The sequence below is a fragment of the Pedobacter nototheniae genome (assembly GCF_032678625.1).
In the GTDB taxonomy this organism is placed as follows: domain Bacteria; phylum Bacteroidota; class Bacteroidia; order Sphingobacteriales; family Sphingobacteriaceae; genus Pedobacter; species Pedobacter nototheniae_A.
In genome coordinates, this window is record NZ_JAVTSO010000008.1 from 1 (window position 1) to 16424 (window position 16424).

At 38.6% G+C, this 16424-nt stretch carries 12 protein-coding genes and 1 tRNA gene; 8 read left to right on the forward strand and 5 right to left on the reverse strand.

From position 1 onward, the window contains the following. The 7 genes from R2Q77_RS18870 to R2Q77_RS18900 all read left to right on the forward strand — a co-directional run. The coding region (locus R2Q77_RS18870; RefSeq protein WP_316805271.1) for a gliding motility-associated C-terminal domain-containing protein at window positions 1-2815 on the forward strand (2815 nt) is incomplete at its 5' end. Between the two features lie 63 nt (window positions 2816-2878). After that, on the forward strand, window positions 2879-3850 hold the full coding sequence (locus R2Q77_RS18875) for a type IX secretion system membrane protein PorP/SprF (protein WP_316805272.1): 972 nt from the start codon (window positions 2879-2881) through the stop codon (window positions 3848-3850). A 30-nt stretch (window positions 3851-3880) separates the two neighbouring features. Further along, on the forward strand, window positions 3881-5839 hold the full coding sequence (locus R2Q77_RS18880; protein WP_316805273.1) for an OmpA family protein: 1959 nt from the start codon (window positions 3881-3883) through the stop codon (window positions 5837-5839). A gap of 617 nt (window positions 5840-6456) precedes the next feature. Beyond that, the gene (locus tag R2Q77_RS18885; protein ID WP_316805274.1) at window positions 6457-6711 is read left to right on the forward strand and encodes a hypothetical protein; all 255 of its coding nucleotides are present in this window, start codon (window positions 6457-6459) and stop codon (window positions 6709-6711) included. Between the two features lie 347 nt (window positions 6712-7058). Next, complete coding sequence (locus R2Q77_RS18890) at window positions 7059-7268, forward strand: helix-turn-helix transcriptional regulator (RefSeq protein WP_316805275.1); 210 nt, start codon at window positions 7059-7061, stop codon at window positions 7266-7268. A gap of 290 nt (window positions 7269-7558) precedes the next feature. Beyond that, window positions 7559-8464: an SDR family oxidoreductase gene (locus R2Q77_RS18895; RefSeq protein WP_316805276.1), complete on the forward strand. Its 906-nt coding sequence runs from the start codon at window positions 7559-7561 to the stop codon at window positions 8462-8464. Window positions 8465-8554: 90 nt separating this feature from the next. Further along, on the forward strand, window positions 8555-9475 hold the full coding sequence (locus tag R2Q77_RS18900) for a helix-turn-helix transcriptional regulator (protein ID WP_316805277.1): 921 nt from the start codon (window positions 8555-8557) through the stop codon (window positions 9473-9475). Window positions 9476-9828: 353 nt separating this feature from the next. Here the strand turns inward: R2Q77_RS18900 and R2Q77_RS18905 are convergent, their stop codons facing one another. From R2Q77_RS18905 to R2Q77_RS18925, 5 genes are all read right to left on the reverse strand, one after another. Further along, window positions 9829-10188, reverse strand: a complete 360-nt coding sequence (locus R2Q77_RS18905) for a type II toxin-antitoxin system HigA family antitoxin (RefSeq protein WP_090782145.1) — start codon at window positions 10186-10188, stop codon at window positions 9829-9831. Further along, on the reverse strand, window positions 10172-10549 hold the full coding sequence (locus R2Q77_RS18910; RefSeq protein ID WP_316805278.1) for a type II toxin-antitoxin system HigB family toxin: 378 nt from the start codon (window positions 10547-10549) through the stop codon (window positions 10172-10174). Before R2Q77_RS18910 ends, R2Q77_RS18905 begins: the two co-directional genes overlap by 17 nt. Before the next feature lie 444 nt (window positions 10550-10993). Then, window positions 10994-11066 (reverse strand) — tRNA-Lys (locus R2Q77_RS18915). A 202-nt stretch (window positions 11067-11268) separates the two neighbouring features. Next, window positions 11269-13704, reverse strand: a complete 2436-nt coding sequence (locus R2Q77_RS18920; RefSeq protein WP_316805279.1) for a TonB-dependent receptor domain-containing protein — start codon at window positions 13702-13704, stop codon at window positions 11269-11271. A 92-nt stretch (window positions 13705-13796) separates the two neighbouring features. Next, window positions 13797-15029 (reverse strand): alpha/beta hydrolase-fold protein, encoded by a 1233-nt coding sequence (locus tag R2Q77_RS18925; protein ID WP_316805280.1) that lies wholly within the window; start codon window positions 15027-15029, stop codon window positions 13797-13799. A gap of 201 nt (window positions 15030-15230) precedes the next feature. On the opposite strand from R2Q77_RS18925, the gene R2Q77_RS18930 reads away from it, so the two are divergent. Next, window positions 15231-16418 carry an ankyrin repeat domain-containing protein gene (locus R2Q77_RS18930; protein WP_316805281.1) on the forward strand — a complete coding sequence of 396 codons (1188 nt, stop codon included), beginning with the start codon at window positions 15231-15233 and terminating at the stop codon, window positions 16416-16418. The last annotated feature ends 6 nt before the right edge of the window (window positions 16419-16424 follow it).

The following is a 16424-nucleotide window of genomic DNA, read 5'->3' on the forward strand; positions in this document are numbered from 1 at the left end:
AACCGGGCTAACGGCAGGAACTTACAACCTCACCATCACCGATGCCAATAATTGTAGCACCACACAGAGCGTCATCATTACACAACCTGCTGCAGCATTAAGTGCTACAATGAGTGCACAAACTGATGTAGCCTGTTTTGGTGCTGATACAGGCAGCGCTACGGTTTCAGCAATTGGTGGTACGGCGCCGTATACCTATTCGTGGAATACCAATCCTATACAGACCTCTGCTACGGCCAGCAATCTTATTGCTGGTTCATATATGGTAACGGTTACTGATGCAAATGGCTGTATTACTACACAAAACGTAATGATTGCACAGCCTACTGCTGCTTTAGCGGCGCCAACCGCCAGTGCCATCCAACCTACCTGTAACATTGTTACGGGCAGTATTGAAATCAGTGGGCCTAAAGGTACCGACTTAAGCTATAGCATTGACGGGACAAATTACCAGGCCTCAACCAGCTTTACAACTGTGGCTCCTGGAAATTATCTGTTAACCGTTCGCAACAACGCTGGCTGTACTTCGGAGTCTACCAGCATCACTATAAACAATATACCTTCGGCACCAGGCATACCCGCTCCGGCCAGTATTACCCAACCTAATTGTACGTTAATTACCGGAACGATTACTTTCACGACTCAAACGGGCGTGGAATACAGCATCGATAACGGTATTAACTACCAGAGAAGCGAAATCTTTAACAATTTAAGCCCGGGTCCTTATAACCTAAGGGTAAGAAGTACTACTGATAATACCTGTTTCAGTAATGGAGCAGCAGCAATAACCATTAATTCAGCTATTTGTGCCGCCAACGATACGCCACCCGCAATCGGTGGAGGCAACGGAGGCACCACGCCAAGTGTATTGGATAACGATATCTTGAACGGTATCCCGGTTACACAGACCACAGTAACGCTTAGCCCAGGCACCAGCCCTCAGGCCGGTATTTCGATGAACCCTGATGGTACGGTTACAGTAGCACCGAATACGCCAGCGGGGACTTACACTTATCCATATACGATTTGCGATAAGGTTAACCCGAACAACTGCAGTACGGCAGGTACAACCATTACAGTTAACCCACCGGCAATAGTGGCGAGCAATGACACGCCACCGGCAATTGGTGCTAATGGAGGCAAAATACCAAGTGTACTGGACAACGATACCTTGAACGGTAACCCGGTTTCATTAACAAGCATAACCCTTAGCCCGGGTACAAGTCCTAATCCAGGTTTGGTGATGACCTCTGATGGAACGGTTACTGTGGCACCGAATACGCCAGCAGGTACTTATATTTATCCATACACCATTTGCGATCAGGTTAACCCGAACAACTGCAGTACTGGAAGTACAACAGTAACGGTAAATCCACCGGCAATAGTGGCGAGCAATGATATGCCACCAGCAATAGGTGGAGGGAACGGTGGCACCACGCCAAGTGTATTGGATAACGATACCTTGAACGGTAATCCGGTTAGCCCGACTACGGTAACGCTTACCCCAGGCACCAGCCCTCAGGCCGGTATTTCGATGAACCCTGATGGAACAGTTGCGGTGGCACCAAATACTCCAGCGGGTACCTACACTTATCCATACACCATTTGCGATAAGGTTAACCCGAACAATTGCAGTACAGCAAGTACCACCATTACGGTAACACCACCGGCAATAGTGGCGAGCAATGATACGCCACCTGCAATAGGTGGAGGGAACGGTGGTGTCACACCTTCGGTACTGGACAACGATACCTTGAACGGTAATCCTGTTTCATTAACAACCGTAACCCTTACCCCGGGTACAAGTCCTAATCCAGGTTTGGTGATGAACCCTGATGGAACGGTTTCGGTAGCACCAAATACCCCAGCGGGCACTTACACTTATCCATATACGATTTGCGATAAGGTTAACCCGAACAATTGCAGTACGGCAAGTACAACCATTACAGTTAACCCACCAGCGATTGTGGCAACCAATGATACCCCACCAGCAATTGGTGGCAGTAACGGCGGCACCACGCCAAGTGTATTGGATAACGATACCCTGAACGGTATCCCGGTTAGCCCGACTACGGTAACGCTTAGCCCAGGCACCAGCCCTCAGGCCGGTATTTCGATGAACCCTGACGGAACGGTTACGGTAGCACCAAATACACCGGCGGGCACTTATACTTATCCATATACTATTTGTGATAAGGTGAATCCGAACAATTGCAGTACGGCAAGTACCACCATTACGGTTAATCCACCAGCGATTGTGGCAACCAATGATGCGCCACCGGCAATCGGTGTAAATGGCGGCAAAACGCCATCTGTACTGGATGATGATACGCTGAACGGTAATCCGGTAAGCCTTACTACGGTAACGTTAACGCCGGGTACAAGTCCAAATGCAGGATTATTGATGAACCCTGACGGAACGGTTACGGTGGCACCCAATACGCCTGCAGGTACCTATAGTTATTCCTATACGATTTGCGATAAGGCAAACCCGAACAACTGCAGTACCGCCATTGCATTGATTGTTGTGGAAGCCCCTAATTTCCATATCCCGAACCTGTTTACACCAAACGGGGATGGCAATAACGATACCTTCGAGATCATCGGCCTGGACCAGTTTGCCCAGAACAAGCTGGTAATTGTAAACCGTTGGGGAAATGAGGTATACCATGCAGATGGTTATCAGAACAACTGGACAGGTGAGGGGCTAAACGAGGGCACCTATTACTACCTGTTAAAGGTTAAGAAATCAGGAGATTCAGACTGGAGTGTATACAAAGGTTACATTACCCTGATCAGGGCATTTAAAAAATAGAATGTAAAAAGGAAAGACGGCCGGTTTTAATTTTCCGGCTGTCTTTTAAAGAACTTAAAAGCGATGAAGAGACAACTATTGTTAATAACAGCCTTTTTTTTACTGTTCGTTATTCCTGGTTTTGGCCAGCAGGATGCACAGTTTAGCCAGTATATGTTTAACGGGATTTACATTAACCCTGCTTATGCAGGTTACCGGGAGCAGCTCAATGTTCATGCCTTTTACCGCAACCAGTGGACTGGTATAGAAGGTTCGCCAAAAACGGTTTCTGTTGCAATCGATGCGATAGCGAACGATGGAAATGTAGGACTTGCCCTTCAGTTATCAAGTGATAAGCTGGGTGCGCAGCGTAACCTTGCGGGTTATGCCAATTATGCTTACAGGATTCGTCTGAATGCAGACGGGAGCTCGCGTTTAGCATTTGGCATTGGTGCGGGTGCCGTTCAGCTGGGTATCGACGGGTCTTTACTGGATCCAAACCATCCTGAAATGGACCAGCCACTTGGGGTTCAGAGTACAATTGTACCCGATGCACGTGCAGGAGTTTTTTATTCAAACAACCGTTTTTATGCGGGTTTTTCTGTAGACAACCTGGTTTCCCAATATATAGATATAGACCGTTATGCATTTATTCCCCAGCCTAAACCCCATTACTATTTAACCGCAGGGATGCTGGTGCCAATTAATGAAGATGTTCAGGTTAAACCATCTTTTTTATTAAAAGACGACCGTGGAGGGCCAACGAGTTTAGATGTGAATGCCTTTTTTATCATAGCCGACAAATTATGGCTGGGCGGTTCCTACCGTACGGGGGTTAAGTTATACGATAAATCCTATTTACAGAAAGACCTGACCAATTTAAACTCTGTTGTTGGTGCGGTTCAGGTTTTTCCGAACCAGAATTTACGGATTGGTTATGCCTATGATTTTTCTATTGGCCCGTTGCAGGGTTACAGCAGCGGTACCCACGAAATTTCAGTAGGGTATTTCTTTAACCGTAAAAATGTACGGATGCTTACCCCACGATATTTTTAATAAACGATGTTCCTGCTAAATAATTAAGAAATGAAGAAGAACTACTTAAGTTTACTGCTTGTTGTATTGCTGTTGGGCATAGTACAGAAATCAAAAGCACAATATGTTTTAAAGGCGGCCGATGCCCAGTATGAACTGTATAATTACATTAAAGCAATAGATTTATACGAGCAGGCTTACCAGAAGAAAGCTACGCTGCATGCTGCCGGACAGCTTGCCCGGAGTTACGATCAAACACGCAACTATAAACAAACCGAAAGCTGGGCTGCCATTGCAGCAGGCATGGAAGGGAGCGGGGCTGAAGAGGTACTATTGTATGCCCGGGCTTTACAGAATAATTCCAAATATGCTGAGGCGAGGGTACAATACGAGAAATACAGTTCGCTGGATAAAAAGGTAACGGCCGGGCAAAAAAGCACCTGGCTGCTGTCCTGCGATTCGGCTTTACACTGGATGAAAAATCCAGTGAGTACGGTTATAAAGAATGAGCAGCCATTAAACACACCCTCTTCAGACTGGGGTGCTGTGAAGTACAATCATGCTGTTGTTTTTGCCTCTGACCGGGGATTCAAAACCGACAGTTTAAAGCAGTCGGATAACCGCCCTTTTTTAACGTTTGACGGTTCAAAAAAGCCTGATAAAACCATTTATGGCTGGACAGGGAACCATTACCTGCGATTGTATAACCAGGATGCTGGTGGATTGATCAGCCTTTTTCCGATCAATGCCGGCACAGATTACCATGTCGGTCCTGCGAGTTTTACCTCCGATGGGAACGAGCTGTATTTTACCCTTACGCGTATTCCAAAAAAGCCTGAATATGTAAAAGGTAAACTCGCTACGGTAAACATTGAAATTTACAGCAGCAAAAAGGATAAAGAAGGAAAGTGGGCCACCCCGGTTGCATTTCCATATAATAAGTTAAACGAATATTCAGTTGGCGACCCTTTTATCAGTAAAGACGGCAATAGTTTATATTTCAGTTCTGACCTTCCCGGTGGCACCGGCGGAACGGATTTATATGTAAGTTTTAAAACGGACCAAGGGGATTGGGGGCTTCCGGTTAATTTGAAGGAAGTCAACACCACGGGTAACGAACGGAGCCCGTTTTTTGATGAAAACAACAATTTGTATTTCAGCAGTGACGGCCTGATCGGAATGGGTGGCCTGGATATTTTTAAGGCTGTAATGGCAGGCGGAAAAATGGGTAGGCCTGTAAACATGGGTTATCCGGTCAATTCGCCACAAGATGATTTTGCCTATAATTTAATGAATGTAAGCGAGGGTTACCTGTCTTCTAACCGGGTAGAAGGCCTGGGTGATGATGATATTTATAGTTTTAAAGCCCAGGAACCGGTATTATTCAAACTGACCGGAGTTGCGTATAATAAACAGAGTGGTGAACCAATGGCAAATGCGATGGTTAGTTTGGCGAAAATAGGTGGCGGGGTACTCCAGCTGCAAACAGAAGCAGATGGGCGGTATAAGTTTAACCTGGACAAATCATCAGATTATAACTTAACCGGTGAGAAAACAAATTACCGCAGTGATGGAGCAAAGGTAAGCACCCAAGGGCTTTTAACTTCTACTGAATTAAAGCAGGATCTTTACCTGGAGCTAATTGTAATCAACAAAGCGATCCGGATTGAAAACATTTATTATGATTTTGATAAATCGAACATCAGGCCTGATGCAGCGAAAGAGTTGGATAAGCTGGTCAAGATTATGCAGGATAACCCAACGATCTGGATCGAACTCGGTTCACATACCGATAGCAGGGGTAATGATCAGTATAACCAATGGTTGTCGCAAAGCCGTGCAAACTCTGCTGTTCAGTATATCATAGACCAGGGAATTAGTAAGAATAGGATTACGGCAAAAGGTTACGGAGAAAGCCAGCTGGTTAACAAATGTGCCAACGGGGTTAAATGTTCTGAAGCCGATCATCAGCTAAACAGAAGGACTGAATTTAAAATCGTTAAACAATAATAGGAAATTGGTCATGCATGAGGAGGTTGATGGGTCTCAGGGATGGACATTGGTCTTCCTCCCGGCATGCCCATAATTTAAGGTTGGTTAATTTTTATGAGGCCAAACAACAGCTGAACTGAAAAACTGAATTTAAGTTAGTTAAGCAATAAAAAAACTGGTCATGCGTGCGGAGGTCGATGGTCTCAGGGATGGACATTGGTCTTCCTCCCGGCATGACCATAATTTAAGGTTGGTTAATTTTTATGAGGCCAAACAACAGCTGAACTGAAAAACTGAATTTAAGTTAGTTAAGCAATAAAAAAACTGGTCATGCGTGCGGAGGTCGACGGTCTCAGGGATGGACATTGGTCTTCCTCCCGGCATGACCTTAATTAAATTCGGTTGAATTTTTTGAAGCCGAACAATAGTGAAACAAAGAACTGAATTCAAGATAATTAAACAATAAAAAGAAACTGGTCATGCGCGCGGAGGTCGACGGTCTCAGGGATGGACATTGGTCTTCCTCCCGGCATGCCCATTAGTTTAAGGCTTGAAATCCTTAAGAATTAAATACAGCAAAAGGAAAATCAAAGGTTAAAAAAAGAAATAGTTGCCTGACAACTTGAATTAGATATATGGGACACAGTGTAATTGAAATTATAGATATACTCGAAAAAAAATTCGAGGGTGATAATGTTATTAATCTTTGTAATGAAAATAAAATAAATACCTCAACATTATATCGATGGGAAAAACAATATGGTAAAGTTGTTATGGATCATGTAAGAGTTAAAAAGGATTATGAACATCTGAAGAAAATGTATGACGGGTTGTTGCTGACCTATGAGTGTCTTTATGAAATGATGATTAAAAATGGTAAAAATGAATAAATATTACACATCAACCTGAAATGAATATAGTTTACAAAGCCTGATGATAATAAAAAAGACATTGTATTATTTTTATATGCAACGCCACTTATATTTAGTGCTCAAATAAAAGCCATAGCATCATCGTCATACGACTAATTAATATCTTAACTGTTTTCGTCGTATTCATTTAAATTTGTTTTTTAAGTAATAGATATTTGTTGATTATCGATAAATATCTAATATGTTTGTGTTGTTATTTAAATTGTGTGGCTTTTTATGAGGGTTGTATTTTTCGTAATTGCACAAATATTTAAAAGGGGAATTGAAATTCAAAAAGAAAACAAACTAACGGTGTGAGATAACATATGGCGATTATTGTAAATCTTGATGTCATGATGGCGAAGCGAAAAATATCATTAAACGAACTTTCAGATAGGGTTGGTTTAACACTGTCCAATCTCTCCATACTTAAAACCGGAAAAGCAAAAGCCATACGGTTTAGTACGCTTAATGCCATTTGTAAGGTGTTGGATTGCCAGCCGTCCGACTTATTAGAATATAAAGAAGAAGAATAGAATTCGCATTCGTTTTATTGAAATAATTTAATTCATATGTTATGTTTGTAAAACAATATAATATGCTTATTAACAGTAAGTTGTATTGTTTTAATTACAAAAGGCGCAATCTGTTTGCGCCTTTTGTAATTCTGTTAAAAAATTAAGTTTTAAGTAATCCAACATATCGTAAGCTTAATAATAAATCAATCTGCATTTTTTTATTACGCTTTTGGCTAAAACAAAGATAGATTTGGCTAATCGCTGTTTAGTTACAATTCGGAATTTTGTGTCAACAAAAGATAAAAAATATGAATATTGTTTTGACAGGTTCCATCGGGAACATCGGAAAACCACTTGCAAAAGAATTGGTACAAAAAGGACATTTGGTAACCGTTATTAGCAGCAATCCGGAAAGAAAGCAAGCTATAGAGGCTTTAGGTGCAACAGCTGCAATTGGAAGTATGTTTGACGTAGATTTTCTATCATTAACGTTTAAAGGTGCAGATCTTGTTTACCTGATGGAAACTATGGAAGCAGCTGGAGATGTGTTCGATAAAAGTGTCGATTTTATAGGGACAATCAGTAAAATTGGAAACAATTATAAAACGGCTATAGAACAATCGGGTGTGAAAAAAGTAGTACATTTAAGCAGCATTGGTGCACACACCAATAAAAACACAGGTATTCTCGTTTTTCATCATAATGTAGAAAATATTCTAAAACAACTGCCTGATAATATTTCAATCAAATTTATTCGTCCGGTTGCCATCTACTTTAACATGTTTTCGTTTGTGCAGACGATCAAAAATAAAGGGATGATTATTTCTAATTATGGTGGCGATAAAAAAGAACCATGGGTTTCACCGCTGGATATTGCAGAAGTAATTGCTGTGGAAATGGAATTGCCTTTTGCCGGAAGAACAGTTCGTTATGTTGCCAGTGATGAGGTTTCGCCAAATCAAATTGCAAAGACATTGGGAGCGGCCATCGGTAAGCCAGAGCTGCAATGGAAAGTAATTACGGATGAAGAGTTATTGAGTAATTGGCTAAACATTGGTTTCAACGAACAAGTGGCAAAAGGTTTTGTAGATTTTCAGGCAAGCCAACGTACAGGGATTTTTTATGAAGATTATAATCAGAATAAACCTAAGCTTGGGAAGGTGAAAATTAGCGATTTTGCAAAAGAATTTGCTGAAGTCTATGCTCAGGATTAAATAAAAATGCTGCAAATGTGGTTTCAATACATTTGCGGCTTAAACGCTATTTTGTATTTAGGTAGCAGGTCGTTATTTTAGATTTTATTTATGGAAAAACGTCAGACAAAAAGAATAAAAACCATTACTGAATTTCACCGGTCAAGAGGTTTATCCTCACCTGAGCACCCGTTGATCAGTTTGCTTGATTATGCATCCATTCAACGTCCGGCAGATATTGGTGATTTCAATTGGGTATTCGATTTTTACCAGATTTCCATGAAAAGAGGAATGAATGGTAAGTTGAAATATGGGCAGCAGGAATATGATTTTGATGAAGGTATTATGTTTTTTATTTCACCCAATCAGGTTTTTAGGATTGAACCTGAAGTTAATCTGGTAACCAAGCCCTCGGGCTGGATGTTGCTCATTCATCCAGATTTTTTATGGCATAAGCCACTTGCTAACAGGATAAAACAATACGACTTTTTTAGTTATTCTGTTCGCGAAGCTTTATTTCTTTCAAAAAAAGAGGAAGAGATAATTAATGGAATTGCAGCGAATATCCGGCAAGAATATCATGCCAATATTGATTCATTTAGCCAGAATATCATCCTATCCCATATTGAAACATTGCTTAACTATTCAGAACGGTATTACGAACGACAGTTTATTACCCGTAAAGCGCAACATCACCAGGTTCTCAATCGTTTAGAGGATTTACTAAATAAGTATTTTGATAGCGACGATGTGATTTTAAAAGGTTTGCCAACGGTACAATTTATAGCGGATGAACTTAATGTATCTCCCAATTACCTGAGTCGTTTGCTTAAAGTACTTTCCGGGCAAAGTACACAGCAGTTTATCCATGATAAATTGATTGATAAAGCGAAAGAAAAACTTTCCATCACCGATTTATCCGTGAGCGAAATCGCATATGAACTGGGGTTTGAGCACCCACAATCGTTTACCAAATTATTTAAGAGCAAAACGAATCTTTCTCCTTTAGAATTTAGGCAATCGTTTAATTAAATAGGTTTGCTATAAAGTATACTACGGTAAAACCTTTGCAAACTGGAAAGTAAAGCCAAATAGTAGGTAAACAGAAAATCTGTTTTATCTGCTTGGTGTTGCCATCGAAAAGCAGGTAAATTTTGCTTTTTTTTTAAACGAAAAATGCCTCAATTTACATTGAGGCATTTCGTGCTCACGCTGGGATTCGAACCTCGTTCAAATATCAGCGTTTAAATAGTATTTAGTGTGGTTTTCAAATTCGACTCACCGAATCGCTCACCATTTTTTTCGATACGTTTTAGCTGCAATTGCTATAGAATGAATATAGGGACTTTTGGTCAAAAATTATTTAATTATTCATAATAGAACGATTAATAAGCTTGGATTAGGACTTCAGCTGGTATATGAAGTATATCCGTTAATTTCCGAATCATAGAAAGACTTAGTTTTCTTTTCCCTGATAGGACTTCAGACTTTCTTGAACGTGTACCTAACAAGTCACTTAGTTCATTTTCAGATAAGTTCATTTGTTCCATTCTAAACTTTATAGCTTCTATTGGATTTGGATAAGAAACAGGATAATGTACCTGTTCATATTCTTTGATTAATAGGCTTAAGATTTCTAATTCATCAGAAATTGCAGAGCCCTCTACGATATCAGTTTGCATCAACTCATATACATGAGCCAGAGCATCATCGTATTCTTTCTCAGTTTTAATTGGTTTTAACATAACTAATTGTTTTAGCGTTTATTTTATCATATTGATTATGCGATCCAAACCAGACAATAAAAACAATTTTTAATCGATATTCTATGTCTACGATTAAGCGGTAACTATTACCATGGATATTAAATACAACTCTTTTTTCATTAAGTATAGAAGCATTTTTATATTGTGCTTTTAATTCATTTGGATTATTCCATAGTGCAGAAGCTGCCTCTTCATACCAGCTTAATAATGCTTGTTCTGCCTGATGGAATTCATCAATATAATCTTTTAGAGTTTTTATTGCTATCACTCGCATATTTAACAAAGATACTAAAGCGTTCCCAAAACGGGAACGTTTTGTTTTATTAATTTCTTTTTTCAAATTTATGTATGTATACGGATAGCGATCTTAAAAACTCAATAATAAAGCTTCTTATTTCAAATGCGAATTTGGAAGAGAAAATAAGCGACAATTTGATCAGAAGAAACACCACATGGGAGTTAGTCGATCAGTTTTCTAAGAATCAAGAATTAATCAAAGAAATTGAAAACGTAATCAACACGATTTAAGGATATGGCTTACTCTTTTAAAACCCATTGGGAAATAAAAATGTTATATGATAGGTATCCCAATGGATGTGGGAAAGGTTGTCATTGTGTTCATCCAGCGGACGATTGCGCATGTGATGATTGTGAACTCAGACATTCATACCGACTTTTAAAAAGTCGTATTATGAATAAATTGATCACAATTAGATTGAATTAAGTTTCACTTAGCTCAATATTTTTTAATGCAAAATGCCTCAATTTTCATTGAGGCATTTCGTGATCCCGCTGGGATTCGAACCCAGGACCACTACATTAAAAGTGTAATGCTCTACCAGCTGAGCTACGGAATCATTTCCCCTTCGATTAGGGAGTGCAAATATAGAAATTATTATTATTCATGCCAACACTTTTTTAAAATAGTTTTGTTGTTTTACAGTAATTACAGCACTATTTTTTGTAAGTGTTTGATTTTTAATTTTGTAAAACAACTCAGATAAATGCATTTTTTTCTTATGAGTTAATATTTTTCAACTTTAAGAGCCTTAGTTAAGGCTATTTTATTCTTCCGTTTTCGTTATCCAAAGCCGATTTTCTGTCTCGTGGACCTTTAGATGCCCCATTTGCAAATTTATAAGTAAAGTTTAAACGGATTTGCCTGCTTTCAAAATAACCATAACTTCTGATGGAAAAATTGTCGAGGCTTTGCAACGAATTTAATTTATTGCCTTTATAAATATCACTAAAAACCAATCTAACAGAAGCCTTATTCTCCATAAAACTTTTTTGCAAGCCTAAATCTACCTGACTGTTGGCTTTACTAATTTTGTTCCCGCCAGCTAAACGTTTGGTATTGTAGGCTGTAGAAATTTCTCCGTTGAGTTTAAATGGCAATTTAAAATTTTGCTGTAAGGTAATTCTGCTGGCCAGCTGTTTTAAGTTCTGGCTTCGATAGGCATCGTAGGTAATTTTATTATTTAAATGATAAATAACACCATTAAAATTCAGGTTCCACCAATTGGTTGCGTTAATATTTTGTGTTAATGAAAGTGATAAATTTTCCTGTACCCCAAGATTTCTTGGCATCATTATAATTTTATTCACATCAATGGTATCTGTTATCTCAGTTGTAAATCCATTTGTGCGTGCAAACGTAAAACCAATAATGGTTGAACTTTTAAAAGCGTACTGAGCTATTATTCGATGGGAGAGTTGTGGCTGTAGAAACGGATTACCTTGCCAAAAGGAAAGTTCATCCAAAAGGTAAGTAAAAGGGTTTAAGTCCTGATAGGCCGGTCGGTCTATTCTGCGCGAATAACCAATTGAAAAACTGTGGCCTTCAACAGGTTTATAAGAAATGCTGGCCGAAGGAAACAAATTGGTGTAATTACGCGGAACTTTGTTAATGGTATTTTGTCCATTTTTAGTTGCAAATAATGAACCCTTAGAATCAGAACGCTCTAATCTTAAACCCGCTTCAAAGGTCCATTTGCTAAATATCTTCTTATAATCTGCATAAGCACTCGAAATTTTTTCATCATATTCAAAAGCATTGGAGCGGTTTTCATCCAATGTTTCAGTAGTAGGCAAAACCAGTAAAAAACGCGAATCGTTTGCCGATTGTGTGGAGGAAAATTTTAATCCGGTTTCAAATTTTCCACCTAACAAATTACTGCTGTAATCTAATTTAGCTGCAAATAGATTAATATTGGCCGCATTTACCGATCGGTAAAGGTTATCACTGGTAACCTGCTGTTGATCGTTTGTGTAACGGTTGGATTGTAAATTGCCAGACCCTTTTTGGTAGTAACCATAATCCGCATCAATGTTAAGCAACCTACCCAAACTATCTTCGTACTTATAGTTTACGTTGAAATTATAGCGCTGTGTTTGTTGACTGTAATAATCATTTACGGCATCCAAAACCTGGTTTATGTGAGTCGAATTGGGTAAACTGATGTCGGTTTTAGTTTCTGTAATGCCACCGCCAAACAGAAAATTTCCGTTCATTAAAAAGCCAATCGTATTTTTTTTATTTAGGTTATAGTCAATACCCAGTCTGCCCGACATTTTCTTCCGCTTATCCGTGTCGTCTGTAAAGCTGTTGTATCGGTTGCCCTCTTGTATGCGGTCTGAACCGTACAAATAAGCGTAATTTCCGAAAAAGTGATTGTATCCACCAAATAGATTGAATTTATTTTTACGGTAGCTAAAGGAAAGATCCTGGTTTTGTTTTAAACTTACGCCATAGGATAGGCCGGTAGTTGTGCTGCCGCTAAAGCCACTGATTTGAGTTTTTAAGGTTTTAATATTGATTATCCCTGCAGAACCTGCCGCATCGTATTTGGCTGTTGGGCTATTGATAATTTCAATTGATTTAAGCCCTGAAGCAGGCATTGACTTGAGTAAGTCAGTAATGTCTTTTGCCGAAAGATAAGTTTGCTTCCCGTCTAATAAAACCATGGCACCTGTTTTCCCATTTAAACTAATGTTATTGTCGTTATCAATGTAAATTCCGGGAGCCTTTTTTAAAGCATCAAATGCGGTGCTTCCTTGCGCTGAAATGCTGTTTTGTACATTATAAATCAAGTTGGTTCCATTAGTTTCAATTAGGTTTTGTTTAGATTGTATAACCACATCCTTTAAATTCTGACTTTCGGTAACCAACTGTATTTTGCCAAAATCACGGTCCTCAAATTCGTAAAAAGAAGATTGAAAAGGGCTGAATCCGGTATGTGTTACCGTTACTTTATAACGGCTGGCAACCTTAGGGTTTAGTGTAAAGCTACCCGAACTATCAGAAATAACTTTGCCCATTTCTTTATTTTCGGCATTGTATAAAACAATAGTGCAGCCTGGCAAAGGATTTTGGTATTCATCTATAATAATTCCCTTAATCTGGATGGTTTTATTCTGGGCATAAGTTGCAACAGTAAATAAGAAGGAAAGAAATACCGAAAGGCTGGTAATTCTTTTGGTTTGTGCTATCATTTGGTTAAGGCCTTAATCTGATAACGAATATGCAGATTTTTTAACTTTTAAATAGAATCATACTTGTTGCCATATATTTTTGTTACACCATTTTAATGTTCCGAATTTAATTTTTCAAGCTTGGTTTTAATGTCAGCCCGGTATTTTAATGACAATGCCTTTTTGAAGTATTTAATTGCATTTTGTTTCTCGCCCTTAGCCAAAAAATAGTCTCCCATACTGTCGTAAGCATTAAAACTACCCGGGAAATAATCAATATTTACCTGGAAAAAAAATGCGGCTTTGTTATACTCCTTCTGCTGTAAAAACATGTAGCCGAAATTATTCATGTCTTTTTCTGAAGCACGAATTTCGTAACCCATTTCTTTAGAAAGAGAATCGTAATGGGTTTTAATAAGCTTTTGAAGGTCAGCATTCGAACTGTTTTTATCAAAAAACTGCCTCAAAAGTTCAGCGTTTGGAAACTTGTTATCTCTAAATATAAATTTTAAGGCATCATATTCTGCAATTAAAGGTACCGAAATATGGTCCTCGTCGGGGTAATATTTGAAATTCCATTTCAATTCGTCATTCCTGTTCGTTTTTAGAATATCTGAAAACTTTAAAATTGACCTCATGTGGTGGTTATATTCATTGGTATCAAGCTTAACATTCGATGTATCCATTCCTGTGCGTGCGGTATTTGCAGCTGCCAGGAAAAATGAAGTTTTATTAAATTTTGTTTCCTTAAACTTAACTTCAGCCTGCTTTAGCAGATCATCATGGTTATAAAATAGACTTGGGTCAATGGCAACGTAGGCATTAAACAAATTAGAATGGTTTAGTAAATTATGAACAACCGTTAAGCCACCAAGAGAATGGCCTACTAATATTTGATATGGAGCCGTTGAATAATTTTTATTAATATATGGGATGAGTTCTGTTGATAAGAATTGCGTAAAATTTTCTCCACCTCCTGAGTTCTGAAATGTTGTGCTTTTGGATGGTGTTAAATCTCTATTGCGGTTACCATTTGTATTTGGAATGCCCACAATAATCATTTCTGGAAAACTTGTATTCCCGTTAATTACACTCAGCTGATTGATCATGGCCATTAACGACATAAAGTGGCTGTCGCCATCCAATACGTATAGAACAGGATAACTTACTTTCGTAAAAAAGGTAGTATCCAAAACAGGTGTATAAATTAATAAAGGCCTTTTTTCTTTTAAAATGGTCGAATATAAAGTGTCTATATGTCCAATGTTTGCAGAAATAGGCCCAAGCTGTGCTTTTGCATGATTGAAAAATAAAACACAGGCTATAATTAAGAGAGATTTTTTCATTAAAGTCGTTTTAGAAACAATTAAATTTTCACAAGAATAAGACCCTCAACAATAACTTTTTAAAAAATGGGATGGATTTAGCTGTAAATGAGACAGAAATATTAAACTCAAAGTTAAAATGCTGAAATTTACCATGTATTTATCTTGTTACGTTTTTGAAATTACTATTTTGAACCGTTATATAGTTAAAAAAATCAATCTATGATAACAGATAATCCGGTAGCATCGGCAATTAAAAATAATGATTTTGCTGAAGCACAAAAACTTTTAGCTGATGGCGATAACTTTCCAGAAGGGGTTAATGAATATAGCCTCAGTACACTCTATCAAAGTATATTGAGTGCAAAAGCATTTGGTATAATAGATACTTTAATAGATAAAGGTAAGTTTGAATCTGACATTTATGAGTATGATTCTTTAAAGAGGAGTATATTTAAAACATTGTTTAAGTCGTGGCCAACTGACCGGGAGTCTCTTGACTATCTGGAGAATTTTATAAAAAAGCTAAGCAATATTAATGATGAGGTTGAAGGTGAAACGCTATTAAGTTTTGCCCTTGCAGAGGGTACAGACCCGTTAATTATAAAAGCGTTAATAGATGCAGGGTGCAGCACCGATTTTAGAAATGTTGCGGAGGAAAACCTGGTTTACCAGGTGGCAAACAGTACAACTGTAAAACCGGAGGTTACGCTGCAGTACCTGTCTCTTTTGCTGGATCACGGTATTGATATCAATGAGCCAAATGTTGCAGGTACAACAGCTTTGCAGGAGGCTGTTCAAAGGGTAAAAAGAGAGGTTATCACAGTGTTGCTTGCTAATGGAGCAAATCCTAATGAAGTGGATCAAAAAGGAGAGAGTGCTTTTTATGCAGCCTTGGTTCATTTAAGTGACGCAAAAATTTATGCAGAACTTTCTGAAAACCACCAGGTAGATTTTGAACAGCGAACCAGGGAAGGAGAGACCATATTATCTGCTTTTCTCCGGATGATGCAGGTTTCAGAAAGCGCTTTTAAACTATTAGAGCAGTTGATTGATGATGGGGCAAACCTTAAAGAAGCTTCAACCTATTATAGTAAAAATAAATCCGGAATAGATTGGGTGGCCGAGAAAAAATCGCCGGTATTAATTGCATTGATTCATAAAGGGGCAATTGAGGTAAACGATCAGGATGATGAAGGCAATACGTTACTGCATAAAGTATGTGCTGTGGATTCCAATTACGATCAGGAGGTTGCTAAAGATACTTACAGGAAAGTAAAATTGTTGATCGAATCAGGAGCAGATGCAGGTATAACCAATAATAAAGATGAAACAGCCATGATGCTTGCTTCTAAAGATAATTTGAAAACAAAAACGGTGGAAATTTTATTATCTGCTAACGCTAAATAAAAAAAC

What these genes read in the sequence shown, in the direction of transcription:
- R2Q77_RS18875 (WP_316805272.1), top strand. Translation starts at nt 2,879, where the DNA reads ATGAAGAGACAACTATTGTTAATAACAGCCTTTTTTTTACTGTTCGTT.
- R2Q77_RS18880 (WP_316805273.1), top strand. Translation starts at nt 3,881, where the DNA reads ATGAAGAAGAACTACTTAAGTTTACTGCTTGTTGTATTGCTGTTGGGC.
- R2Q77_RS18885 (WP_316805274.1), top strand. Translation starts at nt 6,457, where the DNA reads ATGGGACACAGTGTAATTGAAATTATAGATATACTCGAAAAAAAATTC.
- R2Q77_RS18890 (WP_316805275.1), top strand. Translation starts at nt 7,059, where the DNA reads ATGGCGATTATTGTAAATCTTGATGTCATGATGGCGAAGCGAAAAATA.
- R2Q77_RS18895 (WP_316805276.1), top strand. Translation starts at nt 7,559, where the DNA reads ATGAATATTGTTTTGACAGGTTCCATCGGGAACATCGGAAAACCACTT.
- R2Q77_RS18900 (WP_316805277.1), top strand. Translation starts at nt 8,555, where the DNA reads ATGGAAAAACGTCAGACAAAAAGAATAAAAACCATTACTGAATTTCAC.
- R2Q77_RS18905 (WP_090782145.1), bottom strand. Translation starts at nt 10,188, where the DNA reads ATGTTAAAACCAATTAAAACTGAGAAAGAATACGATGATGCTCTGGCT.
- R2Q77_RS18920 (WP_316805279.1), bottom strand. Translation starts at nt 13,704, where the DNA reads ATGATAGCACAAACCAAAAGAATTACCAGCCTTTCGGTATTTCTTTCC.
- R2Q77_RS18925 (WP_316805280.1), bottom strand. Translation starts at nt 15,029, where the DNA reads ATGAAAAAATCTCTCTTAATTATAGCCTGTGTTTTATTTTTCAATCAT.
- R2Q77_RS18930 (WP_316805281.1), top strand. Translation starts at nt 15,231, where the DNA reads ATGATAACAGATAATCCGGTAGCATCGGCAATTAAAAATAATGATTTT.